The sequence below is a fragment of the Lysinibacillus sp. 10T31 genome (assembly GCF_056394365.1).
Genome location: NZ_JBFTHS010000009.1, coordinates 36,383 through 59,917 on the forward strand (window position 1 = coordinate 36,383; position 23,535 = coordinate 59,917).

24 protein-coding genes are annotated in these 23,535 nt (G+C 38.2%); 10 read left to right on the forward strand and 14 right to left on the reverse strand.

Annotated elements, in window-relative coordinates:
- The first annotated feature begins 302 nt into the window (after positions 1-302).
- Entirely contained in the window at positions 303-464 is a 162-nt protein-coding gene (locus AC1DCY_RS07195) for a hypothetical protein (protein WP_477348733.1), read from the forward strand.
- Here the strand turns inward: AC1DCY_RS07195 and AC1DCY_RS07200 are convergent.
- The 5 genes from AC1DCY_RS07200 to AC1DCY_RS07220 all read right to left on the reverse strand — a co-directional run bounded on the left by AC1DCY_RS07200 (position 436) and on the right by AC1DCY_RS07220 (position 4,769).
- Positions 436-1,794, reverse strand: a complete 1,359-nt coding sequence (locus tag AC1DCY_RS07200) for a sensor histidine kinase (RefSeq protein WP_477348735.1) — start codon at positions 1,792-1,794, stop codon at positions 436-438. The two genes, AC1DCY_RS07195 and AC1DCY_RS07200, sit on opposite strands and share 29 nt — an antisense overlap.
- Entirely contained in the window at positions 1,791-2,462 is a 672-nt protein-coding gene (locus tag AC1DCY_RS07205) for a response regulator transcription factor (protein WP_477348737.1), read from the reverse strand. The genes AC1DCY_RS07200 and AC1DCY_RS07205 overlap by 4 nt, the downstream gene beginning before the upstream one ends.
- A gap of 276 nt (positions 2,463-2,738) precedes the next feature.
- The gene (locus AC1DCY_RS07210) at positions 2,739-3,125 is read right to left on the reverse strand and encodes a PepSY domain-containing protein (protein WP_370043619.1); all 387 of its coding nucleotides are present in this window, start codon (positions 3,123-3,125) and stop codon (positions 2,739-2,741) included.
- A 208-nt stretch (positions 3,126-3,333) separates the two neighbouring features.
- On the reverse strand, positions 3,334-4,131 hold the full coding sequence (locus AC1DCY_RS07215; protein WP_477348739.1) for a DUF1835 domain-containing protein: 798 nt from the start codon (positions 4,129-4,131) through the stop codon (positions 3,334-3,336).
- A gap of 14 nt (positions 4,132-4,145) precedes the next feature.
- The gene (locus AC1DCY_RS07220; protein ID WP_477348741.1) at positions 4,146-4,769 is read right to left on the reverse strand and encodes a LysE family translocator; all 624 of its coding nucleotides are present in this window, start codon (positions 4,767-4,769) and stop codon (positions 4,146-4,148) included.
- 479 nt (positions 4,770-5,248) lie between these two features.
- On the opposite strand from AC1DCY_RS07220, the gene AC1DCY_RS07225 reads away from it, so the two are divergent.
- From AC1DCY_RS07225 to AC1DCY_RS07255, 7 genes are all read left to right on the forward strand, one after another.
- A complete protein-coding gene (locus tag AC1DCY_RS07225) occupies positions 5,249-5,632 on the forward strand; it encodes a sodium:proton antiporter (RefSeq protein ID WP_477348743.1) in 384 nt (127 codons plus the stop codon).
- 478 nt (positions 5,633-6,110) lie between these two features.
- Positions 6,111-7,196, forward strand: a complete 1,086-nt coding sequence (gene proB / locus AC1DCY_RS07230) for a glutamate 5-kinase (RefSeq protein ID WP_477348744.1) — start codon at positions 6,111-6,113, stop codon at positions 7,194-7,196.
- 21 nt (positions 7,197-7,217) lie between these two features.
- A complete protein-coding gene (locus tag AC1DCY_RS07235; RefSeq protein WP_477348746.1) occupies positions 7,218-8,468 on the forward strand; it encodes a glutamate-5-semialdehyde dehydrogenase in 1,251 nt (416 codons plus the stop codon).
- Positions 8,469-8,686: 218 nt separating this feature from the next.
- Positions 8,687-9,565 carry a DMT family transporter gene (locus AC1DCY_RS07240; protein ID WP_477348748.1) on the forward strand — a complete coding sequence of 293 codons (879 nt, stop codon included), beginning with the start codon at positions 8,687-8,689 and terminating at the stop codon, positions 9,563-9,565.
- A gap of 18 nt (positions 9,566-9,583) precedes the next feature.
- Positions 9,584-10,558 carry a carbohydrate kinase family protein gene (locus tag AC1DCY_RS07245; RefSeq protein ID WP_477348750.1) on the forward strand — a complete coding sequence of 325 codons (975 nt, stop codon included), beginning with the start codon at positions 9,584-9,586 and terminating at the stop codon, positions 10,556-10,558.
- A 34-nt stretch (positions 10,559-10,592) separates the two neighbouring features.
- Entirely contained in the window at positions 10,593-10,982 is a 390-nt protein-coding gene (locus tag AC1DCY_RS07250) for an RDD family protein (RefSeq protein ID WP_477348751.1), read from the forward strand.
- A 59-nt stretch (positions 10,983-11,041) separates the two neighbouring features.
- Complete coding sequence (locus AC1DCY_RS07255; RefSeq protein ID WP_477348753.1) at positions 11,042-11,809, forward strand: aminoglycoside 6-adenylyltransferase; 768 nt, start codon at positions 11,042-11,044, stop codon at positions 11,807-11,809.
- 64 nt (positions 11,810-11,873) lie between these two features.
- Here AC1DCY_RS07255 and AC1DCY_RS07260 read toward each other — a convergent pair whose 3' ends face one another.
- Positions 11,874-12,314 (reverse strand): GNAT family N-acetyltransferase, encoded by a 441-nt coding sequence (locus tag AC1DCY_RS07260; protein ID WP_477348755.1) that lies wholly within the window; start codon positions 12,312-12,314, stop codon positions 11,874-11,876.
- 253 nt (positions 12,315-12,567) lie between these two features.
- Between AC1DCY_RS07260 and AC1DCY_RS07265 the strand changes: the two genes are divergently transcribed.
- Both AC1DCY_RS07265 and AC1DCY_RS07270 read left to right on the forward strand, forming a co-directional pair.
- Positions 12,568-13,020, forward strand: a complete 453-nt coding sequence (locus tag AC1DCY_RS07265; protein WP_477348757.1) for a MarR family winged helix-turn-helix transcriptional regulator — start codon at positions 12,568-12,570, stop codon at positions 13,018-13,020.
- A 302-nt stretch (positions 13,021-13,322) separates the two neighbouring features.
- The gene (locus tag AC1DCY_RS07270; protein ID WP_477348759.1) at positions 13,323-14,960 is read left to right on the forward strand and encodes a PucR family transcriptional regulator; all 1,638 of its coding nucleotides are present in this window, start codon (positions 13,323-13,325) and stop codon (positions 14,958-14,960) included.
- Here AC1DCY_RS07270 and AC1DCY_RS07275 read toward each other — a convergent pair.
- The 8 genes from AC1DCY_RS07275 to AC1DCY_RS07310 are packed head-to-tail and all read right to left on the reverse strand — an operon-like array spanning position 14,949 to position 23,535.
- A complete protein-coding gene (locus AC1DCY_RS07275) occupies positions 14,949-15,776 on the reverse strand; it encodes an ABC transporter permease (protein ID WP_477348761.1) in 828 nt (275 codons plus the stop codon). The two genes, AC1DCY_RS07270 and AC1DCY_RS07275, sit on opposite strands and share 12 nt — an antisense overlap.
- A 12-nt stretch (positions 15,777-15,788) precedes the next feature.
- Positions 15,789-16,730 carry an ABC transporter permease gene (locus AC1DCY_RS07280; RefSeq protein ID WP_477348763.1) on the reverse strand — a complete coding sequence of 314 codons (942 nt, stop codon included), beginning with the start codon at positions 16,728-16,730 and terminating at the stop codon, positions 15,789-15,791.
- A 17-nt stretch (positions 16,731-16,747) separates the two neighbouring features.
- Positions 16,748-18,295, reverse strand: coding sequence for an ABC transporter substrate-binding protein (locus AC1DCY_RS07285; RefSeq protein ID WP_477348765.1), 1,548 nt, complete (start codon positions 18,293-18,295; stop codon positions 16,748-16,750).
- 18 nt (positions 18,296-18,313) lie between these two features.
- A complete protein-coding gene (locus AC1DCY_RS07290) occupies positions 18,314-19,285 on the reverse strand; it encodes a P1 family peptidase (RefSeq protein WP_477348766.1) in 972 nt (323 codons plus the stop codon).
- Positions 19,286-19,322: 37 nt separating this feature from the next.
- Positions 19,323-20,300, reverse strand: coding sequence for an ABC transporter ATP-binding protein (locus AC1DCY_RS07295; protein WP_477348768.1), 978 nt, complete (start codon positions 20,298-20,300; stop codon positions 19,323-19,325).
- Positions 20,275-21,303, reverse strand: a complete 1,029-nt coding sequence (locus AC1DCY_RS07300; protein WP_477348770.1) for an ABC transporter ATP-binding protein — start codon at positions 21,301-21,303, stop codon at positions 20,275-20,277. The genes AC1DCY_RS07295 and AC1DCY_RS07300 overlap by 26 nt, the downstream gene beginning before the upstream one ends.
- Positions 21,304-21,320: 17 nt before the next feature.
- Complete coding sequence (locus AC1DCY_RS07305; RefSeq protein WP_477348772.1) at positions 21,321-22,778, reverse strand: aldehyde dehydrogenase family protein; 1,458 nt, start codon at positions 22,776-22,778, stop codon at positions 21,321-21,323.
- Positions 22,779-22,788: 10 nt separating this feature from the next.
- Positions 22,789-23,535 (reverse strand): SDR family NAD(P)-dependent oxidoreductase, encoded by a 747-nt coding sequence (locus tag AC1DCY_RS07310; RefSeq protein WP_477348774.1) that lies wholly within the window; start codon positions 23,533-23,535, stop codon positions 22,789-22,791.

The following is a 23,535-nucleotide window of genomic DNA, read 5'->3' on the forward strand; positions in this document are numbered from 1 at the left end:
CATTCATTAATAAACGAACTAAAACACAAAAGCGAGTAACAATTTCACCATTGTTACTCGCTTTTCTTTATCTTCATTCAGTAAATTGTTTTTGTACCGAAAGCTTAGCGACTGGTACATAAGACTCCCACCTCTTAATGTGGCGTGATGAATGCGGTTGTGGTTCCTTTTCAATAGGGTGTCCAAACACCTACTGAAATAGGGGTACTCAGTCTAAGAACGCCACGTCCTGTGGCAACGACTGAGTGACCAACATCACGTTGGGCTTAAGCCTCCGGCGGATGTCACGGATTTTCAAAGGAATGAATTGTGCGGGCAAAATTCAAAATCCGGACACATTGTTTATCTGCGCGAAAGCAAAGCGGCAGCGGCAAATGTTGTCTGTAGCGAAAGCGAAGCGGCAGCTACAATTACACCAAGGCGAAATTGATATGTTCAAATGGATTTTGGAAAAGTCAGTGTAACAGATGTTCCCTCATCTAATTGACTTTCAATAGATAATTTGCCTTGATAGTTGTCCATCAATTTTTGTGCAATGGATAACCCAATTCCATATCCCCCCTTTTTTCGATTACGTGATTTTTCCACTCGATAAAAACGATTTGTAACAAAAGGTATATCTTCTTTAGGAATACCGATTCCAAAATCTTGCACAGTCAACTCATGCTGATGATAATAGATGTTTACTTTTTTTTCATCATTTGAAAACTTAATAGCGTTATCGATTAATATTGTAAGTAGTTGTTCAAGATGCCCTTCTGTTATTGTCAATGCTTCACCTTTAGTTATTTGAAGCGAAAAAGAGAAATCTGGATGGGTAATATGAAAATCATTGATAACTTTTTCAATAATATATTGAGGATTCTCCAATAAAATTGAGACATTCTTGATTTTTTCTGAATCTAGTCTAGATAATTCTAATAAATCCTTTACCAGTTTTTCCATTCGATTTACTTCTTTTAAAGATGAATTCAATGATTTATCTAACACTTCAGGATCATTTTTTCCCCAACGATTTAACATCATTAAGTTTCCATTCAACACCGAAATCGGCGTTCTTAATTCATGTGAAGCATCTTCCACGAACTGTTTTTGTTGATTAAATGAAGTTTCTAATTGATCCATCAGTTCATTAAAGTGATTTGCTAATTCTGCAATTTCATCTTGTGCAGGCTGTACTTGCACCCTTTCTTTTAAACCAAACTTTTTAATTTTAGTAAGTGTTTGGGAAATATCCTGTATCGGCCTAACGATTTGTTTAGAAATGAATAGCGCACCTACTAAACTTAAAAAGACTGCACCAATCCCTGACAAAAACATAACTAGCCCAAATTGTCCTAATAAATTATCGAAGATCTCCATATTACGAATAATTTCAACTTCGAAATTTGTACCATTTAATGGTTCTCGATACACTAACAGTCGGTCGTCACCTGTTTTGATTAGTTCAAATTGTCCGTTTTGAACTGAGTGAGAAGGTACTTGCAATAATTCTTCTTCACTAACAGCGATAATACTTTCTCCATTTTCATCCAATATACGAATGGTCTCTGATTTTTCATTAATGGAATGAATAAACGATTTATTTTCTTTAATAAACTGGCTAGATAGATTTTGGTTACCATAAAGATTTTGTATAGATAACATTTTATTTTCAACCGACTGTTCTTCATAATGAATCATCCAACTGTTCATCACAAAATATTGCAATATATTATAAGAAACGAATAAGCCAATCATCATTACCGTTGTCCATAAAACAACTTTTGTTTTTAGCTTCAACGATTTCATCATTTCATTACATACCCGACGCCACGAACCGAATGAATATAATGATCTTCATCATTTTGAAGTTTATTGCGCAAATATCTAACATAGACATCTACTACATTCGTTTCCACTTCCGTCTCATATCCCCAGATTTTTTCCAATATCAATTCCCGAGAAAGTACGCGATTTACATTTTGTAAAAATATTAAGAGGAGTTCATATTCTCTTTTTGTCAAAGGTATTTCTTCATTCTCTTTCATAACCGTTCGAGACATCGTATCAACTTGTATTTCTTTAAATTTCAAATGCTTGATAACATTCTTTTCATATCGTTCATTTCGACGAAAAATCACACGCATTCTTGCTAACAATTCTTCAATTGAAAAAGGCTTAGACATATAATCATCAGCTCCCACATCCAAACCCATCACACGATCCATAATGCTATCTCTCGCAGTAAGCATAATTATTGGCGTTTCTTTTACAAGTCGAATTCTTCTACAAATTTCTGTACCGTTTAAATGAGGTAGCATTAAATCTAAGAGAATAAGGTCGAAATGTTGATTCAGTGCTGTTTCCAGTCCTTCACGTCCATCATGGACAATCGCCACATCGAAGCCTTCGTGTGTAAGTTCTAATTCTAAAAATTCCGTAATTCTTTCCTCGTCCTCTATGATTAATACTTTCTTCAAATGCGAGCCCTCCTAAGATTTATACTATTCCCATGTTACCGGATTATAGAAAAACTAACAATTCACTTGAAGTTCTGTGTTGCATACATTTGGTGACTTGGATCATTTTCCATTACCTCTTGCGAGTAGACTAACTGGTTGCATAATAAATAGAGAAGAAGTTCATCTATTTTTTATCCTATAATCTCCATTTTAATGAGAAATTATTGCAACTACCTACAAAAAGTGACAATAGAAAAAAGGAAGGGTTTTCACCCATTCCTTTAATTAATACAATTAATCGTTTTCTTCTGCTCCATCATCTTCATTTTCCGCTTCCACTTTCACTACTTTACCTGAAGCAGCATCGATTTTTACATCTTTCACATCGCCAGATGAAGTTTTAATTTCAAAACCGTAGACCACAACACCGTCTTCATCTTCTAATTCAGATTTTTGCACTGTTCCTGTAACATTTTCAAGAGCAATCTCTTGGGCTTTTTCTACTGATAATTTCGCTTTTGCTTGCAGTTCAGCAATGTTATCGTCATCCTTTTCAGTTTCTACCTGACTAGTCTCCACTTTATCGCTGCTAGCAAATGCAGATGTGATAACATAATTACCTGCAAACGCGCCTCCAATAAATGTTGCTGCTAAAACTGGGATCATTAATTTCTTTATCATTTTGAGTTCCTCCTAAAAATTATTGTAAAGTTTTCTTACAGTCCCTATTCTGACAGGTCATTATGAAACGTTTAGGAGAATGTTTTAAGAGTTCAATAAATTTTTAATGAGTACTTTCTCATTTTGAGGTTCACTACAAGATAATTTTCTTCAACATCAAAAACCACCTTCTCCATAAGAAAGGTGGTTGCTGTAAAGAAATTTATTATTACTTTCCTACATATTTTATTTGATACGAATACATATCTGTTGTATCTCCATCAATTTCAAAAAGTCCCTGCTTCGCTAGGGTCATTAGGCGTTTCTCCACAAACTCTTCACTTAAATAGTCATCTATTGCACCAATTGTTTCACCGATGATACGCATCGGAATAAGCCATTCCTCATTTAGTTCGGCATGGGCTCTTTCCGCATATTCCAGTATGATTGGATCCAATGCATTTTCCGCTACATGTACTATTCCATCTTTCCAAACTCGCAGTGTACTAGGGTTTTGTTTCAGCTCTTTCCATTCCATTGCAAGTTGCTGACACTCATCAATAGAAAAGCGCTTTGCCTCAGAACGTAGCTTCATTAGCAAATCCGATGAAAGTTCACCTGTTTGACGAATCCTCATGTTTGGATGTACACGCTTTAAGCCCTCTGTAGCATCAATGCCATATACCATACTACATTTATTGATCAACTCGCTCATGACAAAACGTAACCCAATCTCTTCATGAGTACTTTGGCTGTACCAAACCCAGACATCAACATCACACGGTAAACCGGCAATTTTTTTCTTCCATGCTTGTTGAAGATCCTCGTACAATTCACGTTCTTCATTGTCCCTAAAGATATGAGCTTCTAACCAGCTTTTTCTTTCTTCTGCGCTGCTTAGTGGACCAAACGAGAAAATCTCATTGACACAAAGCACTGACTCATCTCGTTGTAAATGATGCTGTCGTATTGCATGTTTTATCGAACCTTGTGTAGATAAGCTAAACGTTATATGTAAAATTGCCATGAAAATCCTCCATTTTACTGTTTACTCAGCGCTATTTGTATTCCAATAAAAGTGAAAAGTACCCCTTGAATCATATTCAATCGTTTAGCAATTGCAGGCTTCCCAATAATTACTTTTCTTACTTTACCTGCAAAAATACTAAATAATGAAAATAGTATAAGCGCTTGTACTAAAAATACAATACCCAAAATTAACATCTGCAAACCTACATGACCATTAGAAGGATTTACAAACTGTGGCAATAGTGCTAAGAAAAATAATGAAACTTTTGGATTTAAAATATTCATTAAAATACCTTTTCGATATAACGTCACATAGGCTTGTTTATTTTGCTGTTCCAGCGTGAATGGATCCCCTTTTGCGCGAAATGATTGCCAAGCTAAATACAATAAATACGCTGCTCCTGCAAACTTAACAATAGAAAAAATAACTGTTGATTGATAAATAATAGCTGAGATTCCGAGAACAGCCGCTCCTATATGAACGAGCAAACCTGTACACAGACCAAGTGATGTCGCGATACCCGCCTTTTTATCCTGTGTAATGCTTTGTGCAAGAACAAATAAATTATCTGGTCCTGGCATTAATGTTAAAATAATTGCTGCTCCTAAAAATGCCAATAACGTTGAAATTGCCAATACTACCCCTTCTTTCTATTAATTTTAGAAAAATGCGCATTATATCGTTGGATTGATTTCCGTTCCGACTGGGCTCTTTCCTAGGAGCGTCGGGGCAACTAATGTGTGAAACAGCAGCGGCAGCAACATGTGTGAAAGCGTAGTGCATACGCAACGGCAGGATGTTGGTCATCTGTGACGCTGATCCCCAAGAAACCCCCAGTCTCTACCTTCAATCACCTTATTCACATGACATACTTTTTAAGAAAATGTCATGTCATACTCTACTTTCGGTAATGAACAATTACTTTTAGAAAAGAACCATTATTAAATGGAATTATTTCCATTATACTATACGATAACGTGGACTTCTAAATTTTTACAAAAAAATATTCAGTTTAATTATGCTCGCTTAAGCGACACTTTTCTTTTTAATACATTATAATGAATATTAGTAAAACGTAAAAGTAGTATTGTTTTGAAGAAAGAGGTGTTTGTCGATGGCAGTAAGTGATATTGTAAAACAATATGAAGACGAGCAAGGAAATGTCTATTATAAAATGAAAACACATGATATCAAGGTACAGGCTACGCAAAATTCAGGGTTAGCACCAGTTATTACTTATTGGATGGGTGAAAAAGAGATTACTGACGATATTCGAAGTTTACGCTTTAGTCCTCGTCCTCCCTCAAGTTATATTCAAGATTACGATGAATTTCAAACAATGCTTTACGCAAAAGAACAACGTGCCATCAACCAACTCTATGAACAAATGACTTTAAAACCGAAAAATATGTCTTCAGGAAAACAAATAGTATGGAGTTTTTTCGTGATTGTTTTAGCGATGCTCCCACTGTTAGTCGCAATCTGGTGGTACAAATAAACAAAGTGGTGTTTCCCCTCACACTTTACCCTCGATTGTTCAGTATTACCTACTTTTTTTAAAACTTACTATTAACATTCCTAATCAGCTTGACAGACTTGCTAAAGTAGTGCATTCTTTATTCAATTACTTTTTGAGGAATGAGACATCATTCAAAAAAGATATTCAATTATAAAAATAAAAGCGACGAAGACTAGTACTTAGAAACTGCTTGATCAGAGAGCGATGCCCATCGGCTGTAAGGCATTGTACAAGAAAGACTAAAGAACCTACTTCGTAAAACGTCCTAGCTAAACTAGGCGCAGTCTCAAGCGTTATGAGGTAAAGTGGAATGTCAATGACATTCAATGTAGGTGGTACCACGGAAAGCAAGCTTTTTCGTCCTAATTTATTAGGATGAAAGGGCTTTTTTTATTTTTTAATTTTTACCAGCCTGCTAAAGTTTAAATCACATCAATGGCGAATTGGAGGTATTACTATGGAAAGAAAAAGAATCGTCGTCAAAATTGGGAGTAGTTCCTTAACAAATGCAAAAGGTGAAATTGATAAAATACGTTTAATGGACCATGTTCAAGCGATAGCTGAATTAAAAAAATACGGTCATGAAGTATTGCTTGTTTCATCAGGTGCAGTTGCAGCAGGCTTTAAACAGCTAGGGTACCCTTCTCGTCCCGTTACAGTAAAAGGAAAGCAGGCAGCAGCGGCAGTTGGGCAAAGTTTACTTATTCAAACCTATAATGCTCTATTTAGCATTTATGATATTGTGCCTGCACAAATTTTACTAACACGCACTGATTTTTCAAAAAAAGAGCGCTATAAAAACGCATATGCAACATTTGAAGAATTACTAGAGCGCTCCATATTGCCAATCATTAACGAAAACGATACGGTATCTGTCAGCGAATTAACCTTTGGAGATAACGACATGTTATCAGCACTAGTAAGTGGTCTTGTTCATGCCGATCAGCTCATTATCTTAACAGACATCAATGGTTTGTATAACGCCAATCCAAATAAAAACCCAGACGCCAAACGTATTGATCGTTTAACAGAGGTATCTGATGAAATGCTAGGTTTTGCAGACGGTGCAGGCTCGAAGGTCGGTACAGGTGGTATGGAATCTAAATTACTGGCAGCTAGAGCAGCTTTAAATGCAGGTGTCAAAGTGTTTATCGGAACTGGTCACGGCGCTAATAAGCTTGTCGACATCGTAGAAGGCCGTGGTGATGGTACGTATGTTGAGCATGATGCGCTTGCTGTTTTAACTAATAATAAACAGTGGATTGCACTCACGGAAGTATCTGGTAAAATTTTTATAGATAGCGGTGCTGAGCATGCATTATTGGCAAATGGGAAAAGCTTGTTGCCTGCTGGTGTTTGTCGTGTCGAAGGTGATTTTGCAAATGGAGACGTTGTCGAGGTCTATAGTGACAAGAGACTGCTTGGCCGTGGTGAGGTCTTATATTCTTCCCTAGAGTTAGCACATGCGATGGGAAAACGTACAGATGAGTTAGCGAACTATCCTATTGAGGTCATTCACCGAGATAAATGGCTTAAAATTTAAACAAATTAAGGAGGAATTCACATGACAAGTGAAGTTCAACAAAAAGGAAAGCTAGCAAAGGCTGCCAGCTATATTTTAAATATTAAAACAACTTGCGAAAAAAATGAGGCTCTCACAAAAATTGCTGAGCAATTAATCATCGACCAAGATATTATCATTGCTGAAAATGCAAAGGATTTAGCTAATGGCGAAAAACAAGGAATGCCCGCTTCTACACTTGATCGCATCATGCTAAATAAAGAACGGGTAGAAGCTATGTCAAGTGCTATTCAGTTGCTTGTTGAATTAAATGATCCAGTAGGCAGTCTCTTAGAGCGAATAGAAAAAGATAATGGATTACTGATTGAAAAGCGTCTAGTACCAATTGGTGTTATCGGAATGATTTACGAGGCGCGACCTAATGTAACAGTAGATGCGGCAACATTATCATTGAAAACAGGTAATGCAGTCATTCTACGTGGTAGCTCTTCAGCCAAATTTTCTAATGTAGCACTTGTGGCAAGTATTCATCGTGCACTTAGTAAAACGTCTATCTCTGTGGGCGCAGTACAATTAATCGAGGATACAAATCGTGAAACTGTTAAAGAATTATTCCATTTAAAAGAATACTTAGATGTATTAATTCCTCGTGGCGGAAAAGCACTTATTGACTTAGTAGTAAATGAAGCTACTGTACCAGTACTAGAGACAGGTGCTGGCAACTGTCATATTTATGTGGACCATACGGCCGATTACATAAAAACAGAACAGATTTGTATCAACGCGAAAACACAGCGTCCTTCGGTTTGTAATGCAGCAGAAAGCTTACTTATTCATCCTGATTGGTTTAAAGAGCACGGCAAACAGCTACTAAGTGCGATGCATCAAGCCGGTGTGACAATTATCGGTGATGAAACCGTGTGTCAAGCTCTTGAATTCGCTCAACTAGCAACAGCTGAAGACTATGCAACTGAATATTTAGATTTAAAAATCAGCGTTAAAATTGTGGAAAACGTTTATGAAGCAATCGAACACATTAATAAATACGGCACGAATCACTCTGAAGCCATCATTACTGAGGATCAGTTAGTAGCAGATACTTTCTTAAATAGTGTTGATGCTGCAGCTGTTTATCACAATGCCTCAACTCGCTTCACAGACGGCTTTGAATTTGGCTACGGTGCAGAAATCGGCATTAGTACGCAAAAATTACACGCTCGGGGACCAATGGGTTTACCAGCGTTAACATCTACAAAGTATTACATTCACGGTAACGGCCAAATCCGAGAATAATTGCAGAACTATTATTGAAGAGCCGACAGTCTGATATACCTGTCGGCTTTACCTCCCTATTTTTTCCACATTAAGTATTGCAAGATTTGTAGAGGAGCCGAGCAATTCCAACATCTACGTGTGCGAAGAACTTTGATAACGGAGCGGAATAACATTAAGCCTCCCCTACTTTCACAAGCATCAAAAATTATAAAAATTTTATAGAAAGAAGGTTTTGGATGAACATTTCAGCGATTATCAAACTAACTGTTTCAATGGCCCTTTTTGGCTCTATTGGATTTTTTACCGTTCATACTGGCGTACCTGCTATCGAGCTAGTATTTGTTAGATGTATTTGCGCTACCCTCTTTCTAGGAGGAATGTGGCTTATAACAGGTGGCCATAAAACGGAGAAATGGGATAAAAAAGAAATATTACGTACACTTCTATGCGGTGTCTTTATTGTCTTAAACTGGGTATTTTTATTTAAAGCATTTGAAGAAATGTCGATTTCCATTGCCATTTCTATCTATAATTTAGCACCAATATTCGTCTTAATATTTGGCGCATTGTTTTTAAAAGAAAAGATGACTATTCAAGCATTGCTAGCAACAGTAACTTGCTTTATCGGCAGTATGCTCATTATTGGTTTAAATAATTTTATGTCACTCTCTGAATTTATGAAATCCGGTTTTATTTGGGCATTACTGTCTGCATTGTTTTACGCATTTACGATGCTCACAAGTAAAACAATCACAAAGCTTAGCTCCTATGCCTTAACATATATCCAAACTGCAGTCGGAATTATCATACTATTGCCATTTGTTAATTTTTCATTATTTGATGGCTTAACGACAACAAACTGGCTATATATTTTAGGAACAGGCTTTATTCATACAGGATTTGTTTATTATTTATTTTTTGATAGTATTCGTAGCCTCTCTACTATTCTAGTTTCAGTATTGGTATTTGTAGACCCGGTTGTGGCTATATTGCTTGATATGCTGTTGCTTGATTTTATACCGAGCTTTATGCAAACAGTTGGTATTGTATTAATTTTTGGTGGCATTTTTTACACAATTTACGTTCCAAAGAAAAAGCGTGTGCCTCAGACATAATGTAAAGGAGATTTTTCTGTGAGTAAACTATATGCAATTGGTGAATTATTAATTGATTTTACACCTACTGAACAAAATGCCTCCCTTGCTACAGTTGAGCAATTTACTAAAAATGCCGGTGGCGCCCCTGCTAATGTTGCAGCTGTTTGTGCAAAGCTTGGGCAACAAGCTGCTCTCATTACACAAGTCGGTCGGGATGCTTTTGGAGATTTTCTAGTAGAAACATTAAAAAAAGCCGAAGTCGATACGAAACATATTGTTCAAACTGTTGAGGGTGAAACAAGTCTAGCTTTTGTTTCTCTGACAAGCGATGGAGGTCGTGATTTCTTATTTTATCGTCGCCACGCAGCAGATTTACTTTACAGCAAAGAACAACTCCCACCTAATCTAATAACAGATAAAGATATTGTTCATTTTTGCTCAGTTAATTTAGTCGAAAGCCCAATGAAATATGCACATATAGCCCTGATTGAACAGGCTCATCAGGCAGGTAGTCTTGTGTCTTTTGATCCCAATGTTCGCTTGCCTCTATGGAATGATGAGAAGGCATGTCGTCAAACTATTTTAGAATTTTTACCAGAGGCCCATATCGTTAAATTGTCCGAGGAGGAGCTTTTATTTTTAACAGCGATTGAGGATGAGGAAACAGCTGTCCATTCATTATTTCAAGGGAAAGTACAATTACTCATTATTACTCGTGGCGCAGAAGGTGCAAGCCTTTATACTAAAAAGCTTCATGTCAAAGTGCCAGCTGACAAGGTTCATGCAATTGATACAACCGGAGCGGGCGATGCCTTCATTGGAGCATTGTTAGCTATTCTCCTTAGCAAGCAAATTACAGCGATTAATTTAGTCGACTTTTGTAAGGAGCAGGCAATTCCCCTCGTAACATTCGCGAATCGCTATGCAGGAGCTTCGACCGAAAAACATGGTGCCATTGCATCTTACCTTACTAAGCGTGAATTGGCATTTAAAGATAATATGCTCTTTTAACTATTTTGCAACTTATTACGAGGAGGAGATTTTCGTGAAATCTATTTCAAAAAAACGAACAAAAGCATTTCTAATCGATATAGCTATTTCGTCGGCTGTCACAGCTGGCGTGGAGTATATCCTACGAAAAAAGATAAAAAACGAGGCGATTCATGCCATCGTTACACCGACAGTCGTTATGTGGTCACTTGAATTAGCACAATTTCGTAAAAAGGGGCAAACAGTTGGCTACAAAAAAATGGGACTAGTTCTTGAAAATGAAAATGGGACTAGGCTGACTTCCTCTCAAATTATAAAACGCATGGCTTACCGTGACTCAATTAGCATATTCGATTACTTGAAAAATCCAAAAGCATTCGAACAACAAAACGGACAACTTCTTCCTCACGATAGCATCTCAGGTACTGTTGTTAAGGAAATCTAGCAAAACAGGCTACTCAAAAGTAACTTGGGTAGCCGTTTTATTAGAAGGAGAGAATACACTTGAAATTAGATCTTGTAGTTGAGGTTTTACTTGAAAGTTTAAAAGATGATCAATATATTGAAGCTGTATTTTTAAGAGGATCAATGGCTCGAGAGGAGCATGACGAATTTTCAGATATTGATATTTATTGTGTTGTGAATAAAGAAAATGTCGAAGCTTTTTTACCCAATCGCAATCAACATATTGAAGCTTATAAGAAAACCATTTTTGTAGATGATATCTATATTATTGCTCCTCAGCTATTAGTCATATATGAAGATTTGATTCATATCGATTTATTTACAGTAACTCCCTCTGAAATAAGTGAACACGATGCGATTAAAATATTATTTGATCCAAATGGGATCCTTACAGTAAAACAAAAGAAAACTACTTTGTCATTAACTCCACTCGAATTTCAAGATGCAGTAGATGATACTGTCTGGTATTTGTATCAATATTATTGGAGTGCTCAACGTGGAAATGAGATTTGGAGTGTTCATTTACTGCGGAATAGTTTAGAACACTTCGCAAAAGTACTACTGCATAAGTATTGTCCTGAGCGGGCTTTACTTGGACTTAAAACGTTGTCTAATTCATTACCCACTGACCCATTACATGAAACAGTCGATATCATGAATTGTATGAGCCTTGTAACTCATGAGATGGCAGTAAAGAAATTAGTGAACGCCTTCAACAATGAATCAGATTGGATTTTTGAAAATGTGCCGAATAAAGAAAAAATTAAGCCATTATGGGGGAAAATAAAAGAGCTAACTATTGCATAAAAATAAAATAGCAAACTAACATTAAGTATAGTTTGCTATTTTTTAGAATGTTTTATGACAACCTCTACAGCCTATTAAAATGTTTTTTCATTAAAATATGTGGGATGCCACAATCCATAAATTCTTCACCTTCACGCTTATAGCCTAATTTTTCATAAAAGCCTTCTGCATAGGATTGTGCATTTAATTTAGATTTTGTTAAACCTTTTTCAATTGCTAGTTCCTCTAAACTTTGGATAATCACTTTACCTAAACCAAATTTGCGGAATTCTATTAATATACATATACGCTCTAGTTTGCCATAGCCATCAACAACTCGCAGTCTGCCAGTGCCAACGGGTTGTTCGTTATAGTACACAAGAATATGATCACATGCTGCATCTAGTGTGTCGAATTCATCAAATTCTTCTCCCTCAGGCACCTCTTGCTCCTCTATAAAAACTTTTTGACGAATGGCAAATGCTGTTTGTAAATCCTGTTCATCTGTAATTTTTTTCGTGTTCATCTTTATACTCCTCCTCGTTTTTTGCTGTTAGGAGCGGACTCTCCGTTGGTAGAATTTTGTTTTCCGCTGGTAGAACATCCACTTCGCCGCTAAAACTTTTTTTCCAGCCAGTAAACCCATCAATTGCGCCGCTAGTGCCGCTTTGCTAGAATCTCCACCTGTAGATATAAAGTGAAATTTCCTTGCATGGATGATAATATATAGTATAGAGCATTTTTTATTGCAAATACAATAAATTTTTCGGAGGCAATCAATGAAGGAAATTTTGCGAGATATTGGTGCGATTGCAAGGGCACTTGATTCCATTAGTAATATTGAGTTTAAAGAACTCGATTTGACAAAGGGACAGTATTTGTATGTCACCCGCATCTGTGAAAACCCTGGTATTATTCAGGAAAAGGTTGCTGAACTATTGAAGGTAGATCGTACAACCGCCTCCCGAGCGATTCAAAAGTTGGAGACAAAAGGCTTTGTAGAAAAACGTAATGAAATTGGTAACAAGAAAAACAAACAGCTTTTCCCGACAGACAAAAGTCTCAAGATTTATCCATTGTTAAAGCGAGAAGGAGACTATTCGAATGCTAGAGCATTAGATGGATTTTCTCCTAAAGAAATTGACAGTATTCACGACTTATTAATTCGTATTCGTCAAAACATTGAAACCGATTGGGAATATGTAAAGAAAGGTCATACACGTAATTATTAAAGGCGATTCCATGCGCTTCTGAGCATTTGGAATCGCCTTTCTTTGCGAAAAATATCATTTTAAATACAGCTATAAATAAATGTCAAAGTGTGCTCCCTTCCCTTCACCATTTTTATGATAGCAAGCTTACTTTCATAGCCGTTATCTGCAATACGATCACTCCACGCCTTATATATGACCTTCGTCCGTTTCTAAACCCGTGAACCCTTAATTCACCGACTTTACTCTATTATTCTAGTTAACATTGAAATTTTCTGATTAATCAAACATAATTATTGTACATTGAAGGGTAGGTGCTTATTATGTCGAAACATCCTCTGCTTGTACGTGATGTATTAAAGAGAAAGCATTTTGAATCTGCCAAGCTAATCGCAGGACAACAAGGCCTAAATCGACAAGTACTATGGACACATATATTAGAAATAAAAGATTTTGATACTTTAATAAATGGCGGTGAGCTCATTTTAACAACTGGTGTAGGTTTACAGTTAGAGCGTGAAACGCAAATTGCTTATTTACAAAACCTTATTCGTAACGGTGCTGCAGCTCTTTGTATTGAGATTGGTGATTATTTTGATTATGTCCCTGTAGAACTGGTTGCAATGGCTAATGCTCATGATTTTCCTATCATCATTTTTGAAGAGGTTTTAAGATTTATCGATATTACGCAGGATCTACATACGTATATTATTAATCAGCATCAGCAAGCATTGACACAGCTAGATACAATATCAAAGACTTTTATGGAATTGTCATTAATGCCAAATGGAATTTTAAAAATTTTACAGGTGCTTCATCAAGATACCGATGCATTATTTTTATTTGTCTCTGAAGATACAAAAAGCTTTTATTATCCAATGGAAGCCAAAAAGTATTTACACCTTATGGAGGACCACTGTCAACAACTTGAAATACAAGAACCCATTCAACAACTATCCATCGACAAAGATTATTTCGTTATCATTCCAGTCAATGGACTTGGACAAGTATGGGGCTATTTATGTATGCATTCTGCACTGCCGAAGCCAAGTGATTATACATTGTTAAATCTTGAACGTGCAACGATGTCGATCGCCCAAATTTTGATGCGTAATCGAATGCTACAGGAACGGCAGCAAAGTCGTGAGGATGAATTTATCCTCGCCTTAATACAAGGGGAACCAATTGATCTTCAGTATTATCAAAGTTATTTGCCGATGGAAAATCGCAACTTATTTTATCGTGTAGTCGTGTTCAATATGCTTGATTATGCCAATACCTTTTCAGAGGAAGATTGGCAAGAAATACAGCTACAAAACGTCATGTTTGTTCGCTCCATCCTAAAAAAACTTGGCTTTTTCCCTACCGTTTCGGTTCGACAGCATGAAATTATTATCCTTGCATTTTACATTGCAGCAGATAAAACGGAGGAAAGTCGTGTCTCTTTTAATCAAGCTTTACAGCAGATTATTGCTCGAAAAACACCGCAGCTTTTCGAGCAAATAACCCTTACCTTTGGCATTAGCAATGTTTATCAATCCATTAACAACGTACAGCAAGGCTATAAAGAGGCAAAAACAACCATTCAGATGCAACACAATGAACTTGCCTCTTCTATTTACTACAAGGATTTAGGTGTTTACAGATTGTTATTACATCAGGACCATGCTGCCCTTTTGCAATACGTTAAAGATTATTTACAAGAAATATTGTTGATTGATCAAAAGAATGGTAACGACCTGTATCAAACACTCTGTGTTTATTTAGCATGCAATGGTGCCAAAAATGATACTGCTGAACAATTATTTATTGTCCGTCAAACACTCTATAAACGGATTGAACGACTAGAAAATATTTTAGGTGCTGATTTTTTACAGGCTCCACATCGGCTTAATATAGAAATAGCGGTAAAGGCCTATGAATTATTGAAAAAAACAGCACCTGATATTTTACGCTTTTGAACGTGGATCCATAAAATCGCGTAACGCATTGCTAAGCATATACAAACCTAATACAAGTACTGTAATGGCTCCACCTGGCGCGTAAGTGTACCAAGGGGCTCCAACTAAATAAGCTTGTGAATCTTTTAACATTCGTCCCCAACTAGGGTTTGGTGGCTGCACGCCAAGCCCTAAATAACTCAGTGCTGCCTCCGCAAGCATCGCAGTCGCAAAAGTTACAGTTGCGGCGACGATAATCTGCGATGAAATATTGGGTAATATATGGCGAAACATAATGCTATAAGGTTTTACGCCGATTAACTTTGCTGCTAAGACATATTCGTTGTCACGGTGTTGGACGAAACCACTACGTGTAATTCTGGCAATGGCCGGTATGGCAATAATGCCTAATGCAATAGCTGTATTCACAATTCCTGGTCCAAATACCGCAACGAGCATTAAAGCTAATATTATTCCAGGAAAAGCCATTAATGCATCCATCATGCGCATAAAAATTTCATCGATCCAGCCACCTACATACCCCGCTATACCACCAATTAAAATACCAAAAATAGTTCCGATAAAGACCGTTAGTAGACCGACTGCAAAGGCCGTTTGTGTTCCTTTCATAATCCGGCTAAAAATATCACGACCAAATTCATCCGTACCAAAAAGATAATCACTACTTGGGCTTCGTAATTTTTGAGGTATATTCATCGAGTTCACATCATGTGGTGTATAAAAAAAGCTGGTAATCATTACGATTAGAAAACCGACAATGACTAGTAGACCAATGATTAAATTGATATTTTTCATGTACCTTTGAATATTTTTCATCGTATCCACCTCTCATCGTAATCGGATTCTAGGATCTAATACAGAATATAAAATATCGACTATAAAATTGATCATGACCACCGCAACCGTAATATACATAACAATTCCCTGTACTAATGGAAAGTCACGATTACTAATAGCCGTGATAAGGAGCTGGCCGACACCCGGTAGCGAAAATACTTGCTCCACTATAATTGTTCCAGCTACAACTTCAGCCATGATCAATCCAAATACCGTTAATATTGGAATCATCGAATTTTTTAAGACATGCTTATACATAACATTTTGCTCAGACATCCCTTTACTACGAATCGTACGCACATAATCGAGCTGAACTTGCTCTAAAATAGCCGTACGAACATAGCGGAAATTGACTGCTATTTGTGGAATCGCAATTGTTAACGCTGGCAGAACGAGCGTACTTAACGCTCCTGCTACACTTTGCGTCCACGGAATATACCCACTTATTTTAAAGAAGCTGAACTGCATGCCAATATATAAAATGAGTATCATGCCAAGCCAGAAAGAAGGAATGGCCATGCCAACTTGCGTTACTGTCGACAACGACACATCACTGAACTTATTTTGTCTTCTCGCTGCAAACATACCCAATGGTAAGGACATGAGTAGCACAATTAAAAGTGTGAGCCCAGCTAATGACATCGTTACAGGTAGTCTGTCAAACAGTAAATCTTTTACTGGCATTGAAAAACGAATGGAATTCCCTAATTCCCCTGTCAATAATCCCTTCATCCAGTCTGCATATTGCTCATAAAGGGGGCGATTCAAGCCAAGCTCTGATCGCAAATTTTCAATTTGTGTGGGATCCGCTTCAGTACCTAACATTGTCCGAACCGGATCTCCAGGTAAAATTTGAAAAACACCGAATGTAATTATCGACACTAGAAGGATGGTTGTTATTAACAGGATGAATCGACGTATTATATACATCATCTAGCACTCATCCCTTTCTAGTTGGAGAATTTAACCTCAGACATATCATGGAACCAGAATGGATAGCTCTTTAACCCAGTAATTTTCTTATTAGAGCCCCAAACAATTTGATAATCTGCGATATACACCGCCGTTGCCTGCTCAGCTAAAATTTCCTGTGCACGATGGTAATAGTCAATTTGTTTTGCCTGATCTCTTTCCTTTAAAACGTCTGCCATAATTTTGTCGTATTCATCATTTTTAAATTTAAAGAAGTTTTCACTATCATTTGTTGAAATGTAATCATTTAAAATTTCATAGGCAGAAGCACGACCTGTTAAATCGATCGTTGTCATTTGATAGTCGCGACCAAAGTAAACTCGATCTAGCCAAATTCCCCATTCTACAACCTCAATCTCCACATCAATACCAATTTCCTTTAAATTTGCCGCTACGATTTGCGCGATATTTGAATACATATCATTATGCGAAGACACTGTAATTTTTGTTTTAAAGCCATCAGGATAGCCCGCTTCTGCTAATAGTGCTTTGGCTTTTTCTACATCGCGGTTATACATTTCTTCTAAGCCTTTCTTTTGATAGTCCCCCATCGCTGGACTCATATTTGAACCAAGTGGTACAGCATAGCCTGCAAACACTGAGTCAATAATATCAGACTTACTAATAGCGTAGTTCATTGCTTGACGGACCTTAACATTATCAAAAGGGGCTTTAGTTTCATTAAATGTCACGATTAATGATGAGTTATTATTTTGATGAGATAAGTTATAGTTATCTCCTACTTCACTTACGCGCTGCCAAGGAACACTCGTTAAATCGACTTCATTGGCCATTAAACTCATAATCGCTGCTTGATCATCCGATTGGAAGGTAAACGTCACTTTGTTCAAGTATGGTAACCCTTTCTTCCAGTAGTTTTCATTTTTCTTCAATTCTAAATTAGTACCTGGAGAGTATTTTACATAAGCAAATGGTCCAGTACCTATCGGGTTTTCATTATGCTTTCCATCATTGCTTTTTGGTAAGATAGCTGATTGTCGAGCGGTTAATGAATATAAGAAGTTAGAGTTCGGCTCTTTTAGCTTTATCACAAATGTATTGGCATCTGGTGCTTCTGTTGACGCAACATTATCAAAGCTGTTTGACATCTTTTCGCCACCGTTTTTCCCCATTAAACGATCAAATGAATACTGAATATCCTCAACAGTTAAATCCTCACCATTATGAAATTTCACACCCGGACGAATATTGAATGTATATGTTAAACCATCTTCAGATATTGCATAGCTTTCCGCTAACCCTTCTATTAAAGTTCCATCTGTTTGCGGTGCCATTAGTCCTTCAAAAATATTAAGAATCATTTGGTACGAAATAGATGCTGTTGCCTTATGCGGATCTAAAAAATCTGGATCATCGTTTATGCGTACTACGATGTCTTGAGGTAAATCTGCTACTTTCTTTCCTCCAGAACTTTCATCTTTTTTGTCATCACTTGAACAGGCACTAATTAGTAAAACTACTATCAATGTCAATAACAACATCAACCAATTGTTCTTCAGCCTCATGTCATTTCCCCCTATTCCCTATGTGCTCATTATTTGAATGCTTTTATAGCTTTCTACTTCAGCTAATTTATCAGCAGCTGTAATGCCAGAAATGATTGCTTCCTCCATAGCTCTTGTAGCCAAATGGCCCAAATAGTCAACTGGGAATCTTTTATCTCCCGTGCCAAGCACAAAAATCGTATCTCCATCCAGCATTGTGTGTACAGGATAAATTGTTCGTGCGAGAGCATTTTGTGTAAGCTGGGCTATTTTTTTTGCCTCTGCTTTTGTCAGCCTGGCATTCACTGCAATAACGCCGATTGTCGTATTCGTACCAGATAATCCTTCCGATTGCATTTGCTCTTCTAAATAAGTACAGCAATCAAGCCATTCCCCTGTTTGTGGGTTCCTTGCACCTGCTAGCGTCTCTCTTGTATTAGGATCTTTTACATCCCCAACAGCGTTAACAGCCACAATGGCACCAACTACAACACCCTCTTTACCAGCTATAGAGGCGCTGCCTAGTCCACCTTTCATACAATATTGAGGACCTGCCAATTTCCCTACAGTCGCACCATAACCCGCTCCTGAATTACCATTTGCAAATGGACCAACAACCGCACTCTTTGCCGCTTGATAGCCCATTGCAGCAGTAGGTCTTGTCTTAGGATCACCGATAAATAAATCGAACAGCACTGCACTAGGAACAATTGGAATTGTTGCAACACCTGCATCTACGCCAACACCCTGCTCCTCTAAATATTGCATTACTCCTGTCGCAGCATCCAATCCGAATGCACTTCCACCTGACAAGCAAATCCCATGAACATGATCAATTTCGTTAATAGGATCAAGTGCATCAGTCTCTCGAGTGCCTGGCGCTGATCCTCTTACATCGACACCGCAAACTGCACCGTTTTCCACTAAGATCGCCGTACAGCCTGTAATGCCTTCACTATTTTCTGCATGCCCAACTTTAACTCCAGGCACATCTGTAATATTTCCAAACACAACACACACCTCACGTTATAAAAACTAAATTTTCAGTTTATTTTTCGTATAAAAAGCACGCTACCCGTTGATGTTTATTTTCTTCCTGAAGCTCAGGCCGTTCCTGATGGCATCTTTCCATCACATATGGACAACGTGTATGAAACACACAGCCTACAGGAGGATTCATAGGACTTGGTAATTCACCTTGTAAAGGTATTTCTTGTTTAGGTTGATCAAAATTAATAACAGGAATGGCTGATAGCAATGCCTGCGTATATGGATGCAGAGGATTTGCATATAATTCTTTCTTCGCGCCAATTTCCACTACCCTCCCCAAATACAACACAGCCACTCGATCGCTAATATGCTTCACAACACTTAAATCATGAGAAATAAATAAATAGGTCAAATGAAATTCATCCTGTAAATCCATCATTAAGTTCAAGACCTGCGACTGTACCGAAACATCTAGGGCAGATACAGGCTCGTCCGCAATAATGAATTCTGGATGAATAGCAAGAGCCCGCGCAATACCAATTCGTTGTCTTTGACCTCCGGAAAATTCATGCGGGAACTTTTGCATAGCATCTTCTGGTAGACCTACCTTTTGTAAAAGCTCCTTTACACGTTCTTTGCGTTGCTCTTTCGTTAATGTTAATTGCAATTTCATCGGCTCTTCGATAATGGTACCTATGCGCATACGAGGATTGAGTGACGCAAAAGGATCTTGAAAAATCATTTGCATTTGATTGCGATAGGTTTGCAGCTTACTACCCTTCAACTGCTGAATAGGCTGTCCTTTATAGAAAATTTCTCCCTCTGTCGGTTCGACGAGTTTTAAAATAGTTCGGCCAAACGTCGATTTTCCGGAGCCGGATTCTCCTACAATACCAAGCGTCTCACCACGGAAAATTTCAAGCGAAATATCATCAACTGCTTTAATGACCTTTTTCTCTTCCTTCATCGACTTACGTTTTACAGGAAAGTAGGCTTTTAAATGATTAATTTCAAGCAAAACTTCTTTCTTCGTCATGATCAAGCGCCCCCTCCTCATTAAATAAATGACAGCGCACTTTATGTTCGTCTTGAATATGGATTACCTCTGGTAGCACCTTATGGCATTGTTCCATCGCAAATGGACAGCGTGGTGCAAAACGACAGCCCTCTGGTAACGCATAAGCTGGTGGAACAGTGCCAGGGATTGACGGCAACCTTTTAACATCTGTGTCCAGATTAGGCATTGTTTTTAAAAGAGCAGTTGTATACGGGTGTTTTGGATTCGTAAAAAGCTCTCGCACTGGTGCTTCTTCCACGATTTGTCCTGCATACATGACCATTACTCGGTCTGCCGTTTCTGCTACAACGCTCATATCATGCGTAATAAACAATATAGACGAGTGATGCTCTTCCTTCATCTTCATCATAAGCTTTAAAATTTGTGCCTGTACGGTTACATCAAGTGCCGTTGTTGGCTCATCCGCAATCAGCAACTGAGGGTTATTGGACATTGCAATCGCAATCATGACACGCTGGCGCATACCACCTGATAATTGATGCGGATATTCAGCAATAACTTTTTCCGCATTGGCAATACCAACTTCTTTTAAAAGCTGTAAAGATTTCTCCCACGCCTCTTTTTTTGATATCCTTTGATGTCTACGAATTCCTTCCACCATTTGATTACCGATTGTGAAAACTGGATCTAATGACGTCATCGGCTCTTGAAAAATCATACTAATTTCATTGCCTCTTATAGTGCTCATTTCTTTATTTTTATAGTCTAAGAGATTTTTACCATTCAATTTAATAGTATCAGCTGTAATTTCTCCTGGTGGTATGGGCAGTAATCGCATAATTGATAACGATGTAATACTTTTACCGCTTCCAGACTCACCTACAAGCGCAACGGTTTCTCCTTTACGGATCGTAAAGCTTACATCATCAACCACTTTTGCCTGCTTACCATTTTTTAAATGGAATTTAATTTTTAAATGATTTACCTCTAGTAGCACTTGATTTTCTTTTGACTGATCCATATGCATCCCTCCATCTATCACATATGATTTGGTGGTGCATAGCGTATAGCGATATTTTTCATTTGCGTATAATTTCTTAACGCGACAAAACCTTTTTCTCGACCAATGCCACTCTTTTTATAGCCACCAAACGGCATTTGAATTCCACCTGCTGCTCCATAGTTATTAACAAACACTTGTCCAGCTTTTACACGGCTTGCGACATAATGTGCCGTATCTAAATCCTTCGACCAAACTCCTGCAACTAAACCGTAGTCTGTACTATTCGCTAAGGCAATTGCTTCCTCAACAGTCGTAAACGACAATACAGTCAACACCGGTCCGAAAATTTCCTCCTGTGCAAGTGCATCGTTAGCTTCTACCCCTGCAAGTATTGTTGGTTCAACATAATAGCCCTCTTCATAGCCTTTAATCGTCAGTGTTTCACCACCAGTGACCACATAACCATCTTCCTTCGCCTTCTGCAGCAGTGTTGAAATCTTCGTATATTGTATTTCATTTAAAAGTGGCCCCATATCAACGTCTGCCTCACCCGGACCAACTTTTAAAGCTTGGAATTTTTGCACTAATTGTCCAATGAATTTTTCTTTGATGCTCTCTTCAATTAGTAGTCTAGCCCCCGCTGAGCATGTTTGTCCGGCATTCTGAATAATGGCACGTACAACTCCATCAAGTGCTTGCTCCATGTTGGCATCCGCAAAAACAATATTTGGGGATTTTCCACCAAGCTCTAACGTTACAGGTACAACATTTTCAGCAGCTGATTTCATCACCGCAATGCCCGTTGGAACAGAGCCTGTGAACGTAATATGATCGATATCAGGATGGGATGTTAAATACGGCCCTACATCACGACCTAAGCCTGTAATATGCTGAAAAATACCTCTCGGCAATTTATCCGCAAACCATTCTGTTATGGCATGTGTAGTTAATGGCGTATCCTCAGCACTTTTGACAATTACTGCATTGCCAGTTGCAATGGCAGCCGCCACACTTCTCGCTGTAATTTGAATAGGATAATTCCAAGGCACGATATGTACGGTAATTCCAACAGGCTCCAACACTACCGCATTTAAAATACCGTCTTCAATGGGAATCGTGTCCCCCATTACTTTATCAGCAGCTCCACCATAAAACTCAAAATAGCGAGCTGCTGCTTCAATATCGGCTCTTGCTTGTGTTAACGGCTTTCCAACATCACGACATTCTAATAAACTCCATTCCTCTGCATGCTTGCGTATATAGTGCGCCAATTCAACAAGTAGCTGTCCTCGTTCATGGGCCTTTATTTTCCGCCACTCTTCACTTTCAAACGCTACACGTGCAGCACGCACAGCCTCGTCGACATGAGCTTTACTTGCATTCGTAATCTGAGCAATGACTTCACCAGTAGAGGGGTTCAAAACATCTAATAAGGTCGCCTCCATACCACCGTGAACCCACTCACCATTTATAAACATCGGAATTTTTTTCACTTTATCCCTCCTAAAGTCCGCGACCACCGTCTACATGTAATGTCGTTCCTGTAACCATGCTCGCTGTATCAGAAAGCAAATAACTTACTGCTCCTGCAATGTCTGATGGATTCACTAAACGTCCAAGGGGAACCGATTGAACAAAGACACTTTGCTTTGTTTGCTCGATGTCCGCTCCTTGTGCCGTAAATTGACCAAGCATCTGTGTATCGGCTGGCCCTGGGTGAATCGTATTAACACGTATTTGGAACGGCGCTAGTTCAATAGCTAAAGCACGTGTAAAACTTTCCGCCGCTCCTTTAGAAGCAATATAAGCCTGCAAACCTGGGCGTGGACGTACAGCAGAAATGGAAGCGATTGTGACAATTGAACCTGTGCGCCGCTCTTTCATGTATGGTACGACTGCCTTTGTTGTAATAAATAAGCTTTTGACATTGACATTCATTAACCGATCCCAGTCGTCCATCGTTACTTGCTCAAGTGGTGTTGCTGACTGCGCTATACCAAGTGCATTGACAAGTCCATCAATCCGTCCATACTTGTCAAAAACCTGCTTGAACACTTCGTTCACGCGCTCCTCTTGCAAGACATTGACTTCAAAGCATGGCAAGGCATCCTGCGCTAAATCGCTTAGAGAAGTTACTGATAAATCGAGCCCTACTGCAATATTGCCCTTTGCAAGCTGTTCCTGAATTATAGCTTTCCCCATACCGCCCCCCGCACCTGTGACGATAATGACCTGTTGTTCTACTGCCAT

What these genes read in the sequence shown, in the direction of transcription:
- AC1DCY_RS07195 (WP_477348733.1), top strand. Translation starts at nt 303, where the DNA reads ATGAATTGTGCGGGCAAAATTCAAAATCCGGACACATTGTTTATCTGC.
- AC1DCY_RS07200 (WP_477348735.1), bottom strand. Translation starts at nt 1,794, where the DNA reads ATGATGAAATCGTTGAAGCTAAAAACAAAAGTTGTTTTATGGACAACG.
- AC1DCY_RS07210 (WP_370043619.1), bottom strand. Translation starts at nt 3,125, where the DNA reads ATGATAAAGAAATTAATGATCCCAGTTTTAGCAGCAACATTTATTGGA.
- AC1DCY_RS07215 (WP_477348739.1), bottom strand. Translation starts at nt 4,131, where the DNA reads ATGGCAATTTTACATATAACGTTTAGCTTATCTACACAAGGTTCGATA.
- AC1DCY_RS07225 (WP_477348743.1), top strand. Translation starts at nt 5,249, where the DNA reads ATGGCAGTAAGTGATATTGTAAAACAATATGAAGACGAGCAAGGAAAT.
- proB (WP_477348744.1), top strand. Translation starts at nt 6,111, where the DNA reads ATGGAAAGAAAAAGAATCGTCGTCAAAATTGGGAGTAGTTCCTTAACA.
- AC1DCY_RS07235 (WP_477348746.1), top strand. Translation starts at nt 7,218, where the DNA reads ATGACAAGTGAAGTTCAACAAAAAGGAAAGCTAGCAAAGGCTGCCAGC.
- AC1DCY_RS07240 (WP_477348748.1), top strand. Translation starts at nt 8,687, where the DNA reads ATGAACATTTCAGCGATTATCAAACTAACTGTTTCAATGGCCCTTTTT.
- AC1DCY_RS07260 (WP_477348755.1), bottom strand. Translation starts at nt 12,314, where the DNA reads ATGAACACGAAAAAAATTACAGATGAACAGGATTTACAAACAGCATTT.
- AC1DCY_RS07265 (WP_477348757.1), top strand. Translation starts at nt 12,568, where the DNA reads ATGAAGGAAATTTTGCGAGATATTGGTGCGATTGCAAGGGCACTTGAT.
- AC1DCY_RS07270 (WP_477348759.1), top strand. Translation starts at nt 13,323, where the DNA reads ATGTCGAAACATCCTCTGCTTGTACGTGATGTATTAAAGAGAAAGCAT.
- AC1DCY_RS07275 (WP_477348761.1), bottom strand. Translation starts at nt 15,776, where the DNA reads ATGAAAAATATTCAAAGGTACATGAAAAATATCAATTTAATCATTGGT.
- AC1DCY_RS07280 (WP_477348763.1), bottom strand. Translation starts at nt 16,730, where the DNA reads ATGATGTATATAATACGTCGATTCATCCTGTTAATAACAACCATCCTT.
- AC1DCY_RS07285 (WP_477348765.1), bottom strand. Translation starts at nt 18,295, where the DNA reads ATGAGGCTGAAGAACAATTGGTTGATGTTGTTATTGACATTGATAGTA.
- AC1DCY_RS07295 (WP_477348768.1), bottom strand. Translation starts at nt 20,300, where the DNA reads ATGACGAAGAAAGAAGTTTTGCTTGAAATTAATCATTTAAAAGCCTAC.
- AC1DCY_RS07300 (WP_477348770.1), bottom strand. Translation starts at nt 21,303, where the DNA reads ATGGATCAGTCAAAAGAAAATCAAGTGCTACTAGAGGTAAATCATTTA.
- AC1DCY_RS07310 (WP_477348774.1), bottom strand. Translation starts at nt 23,535, where the DNA reads ATGGCAGTAGAACAACAGGTCATTATCGTCACAGGTGCGGGGGGCGGT.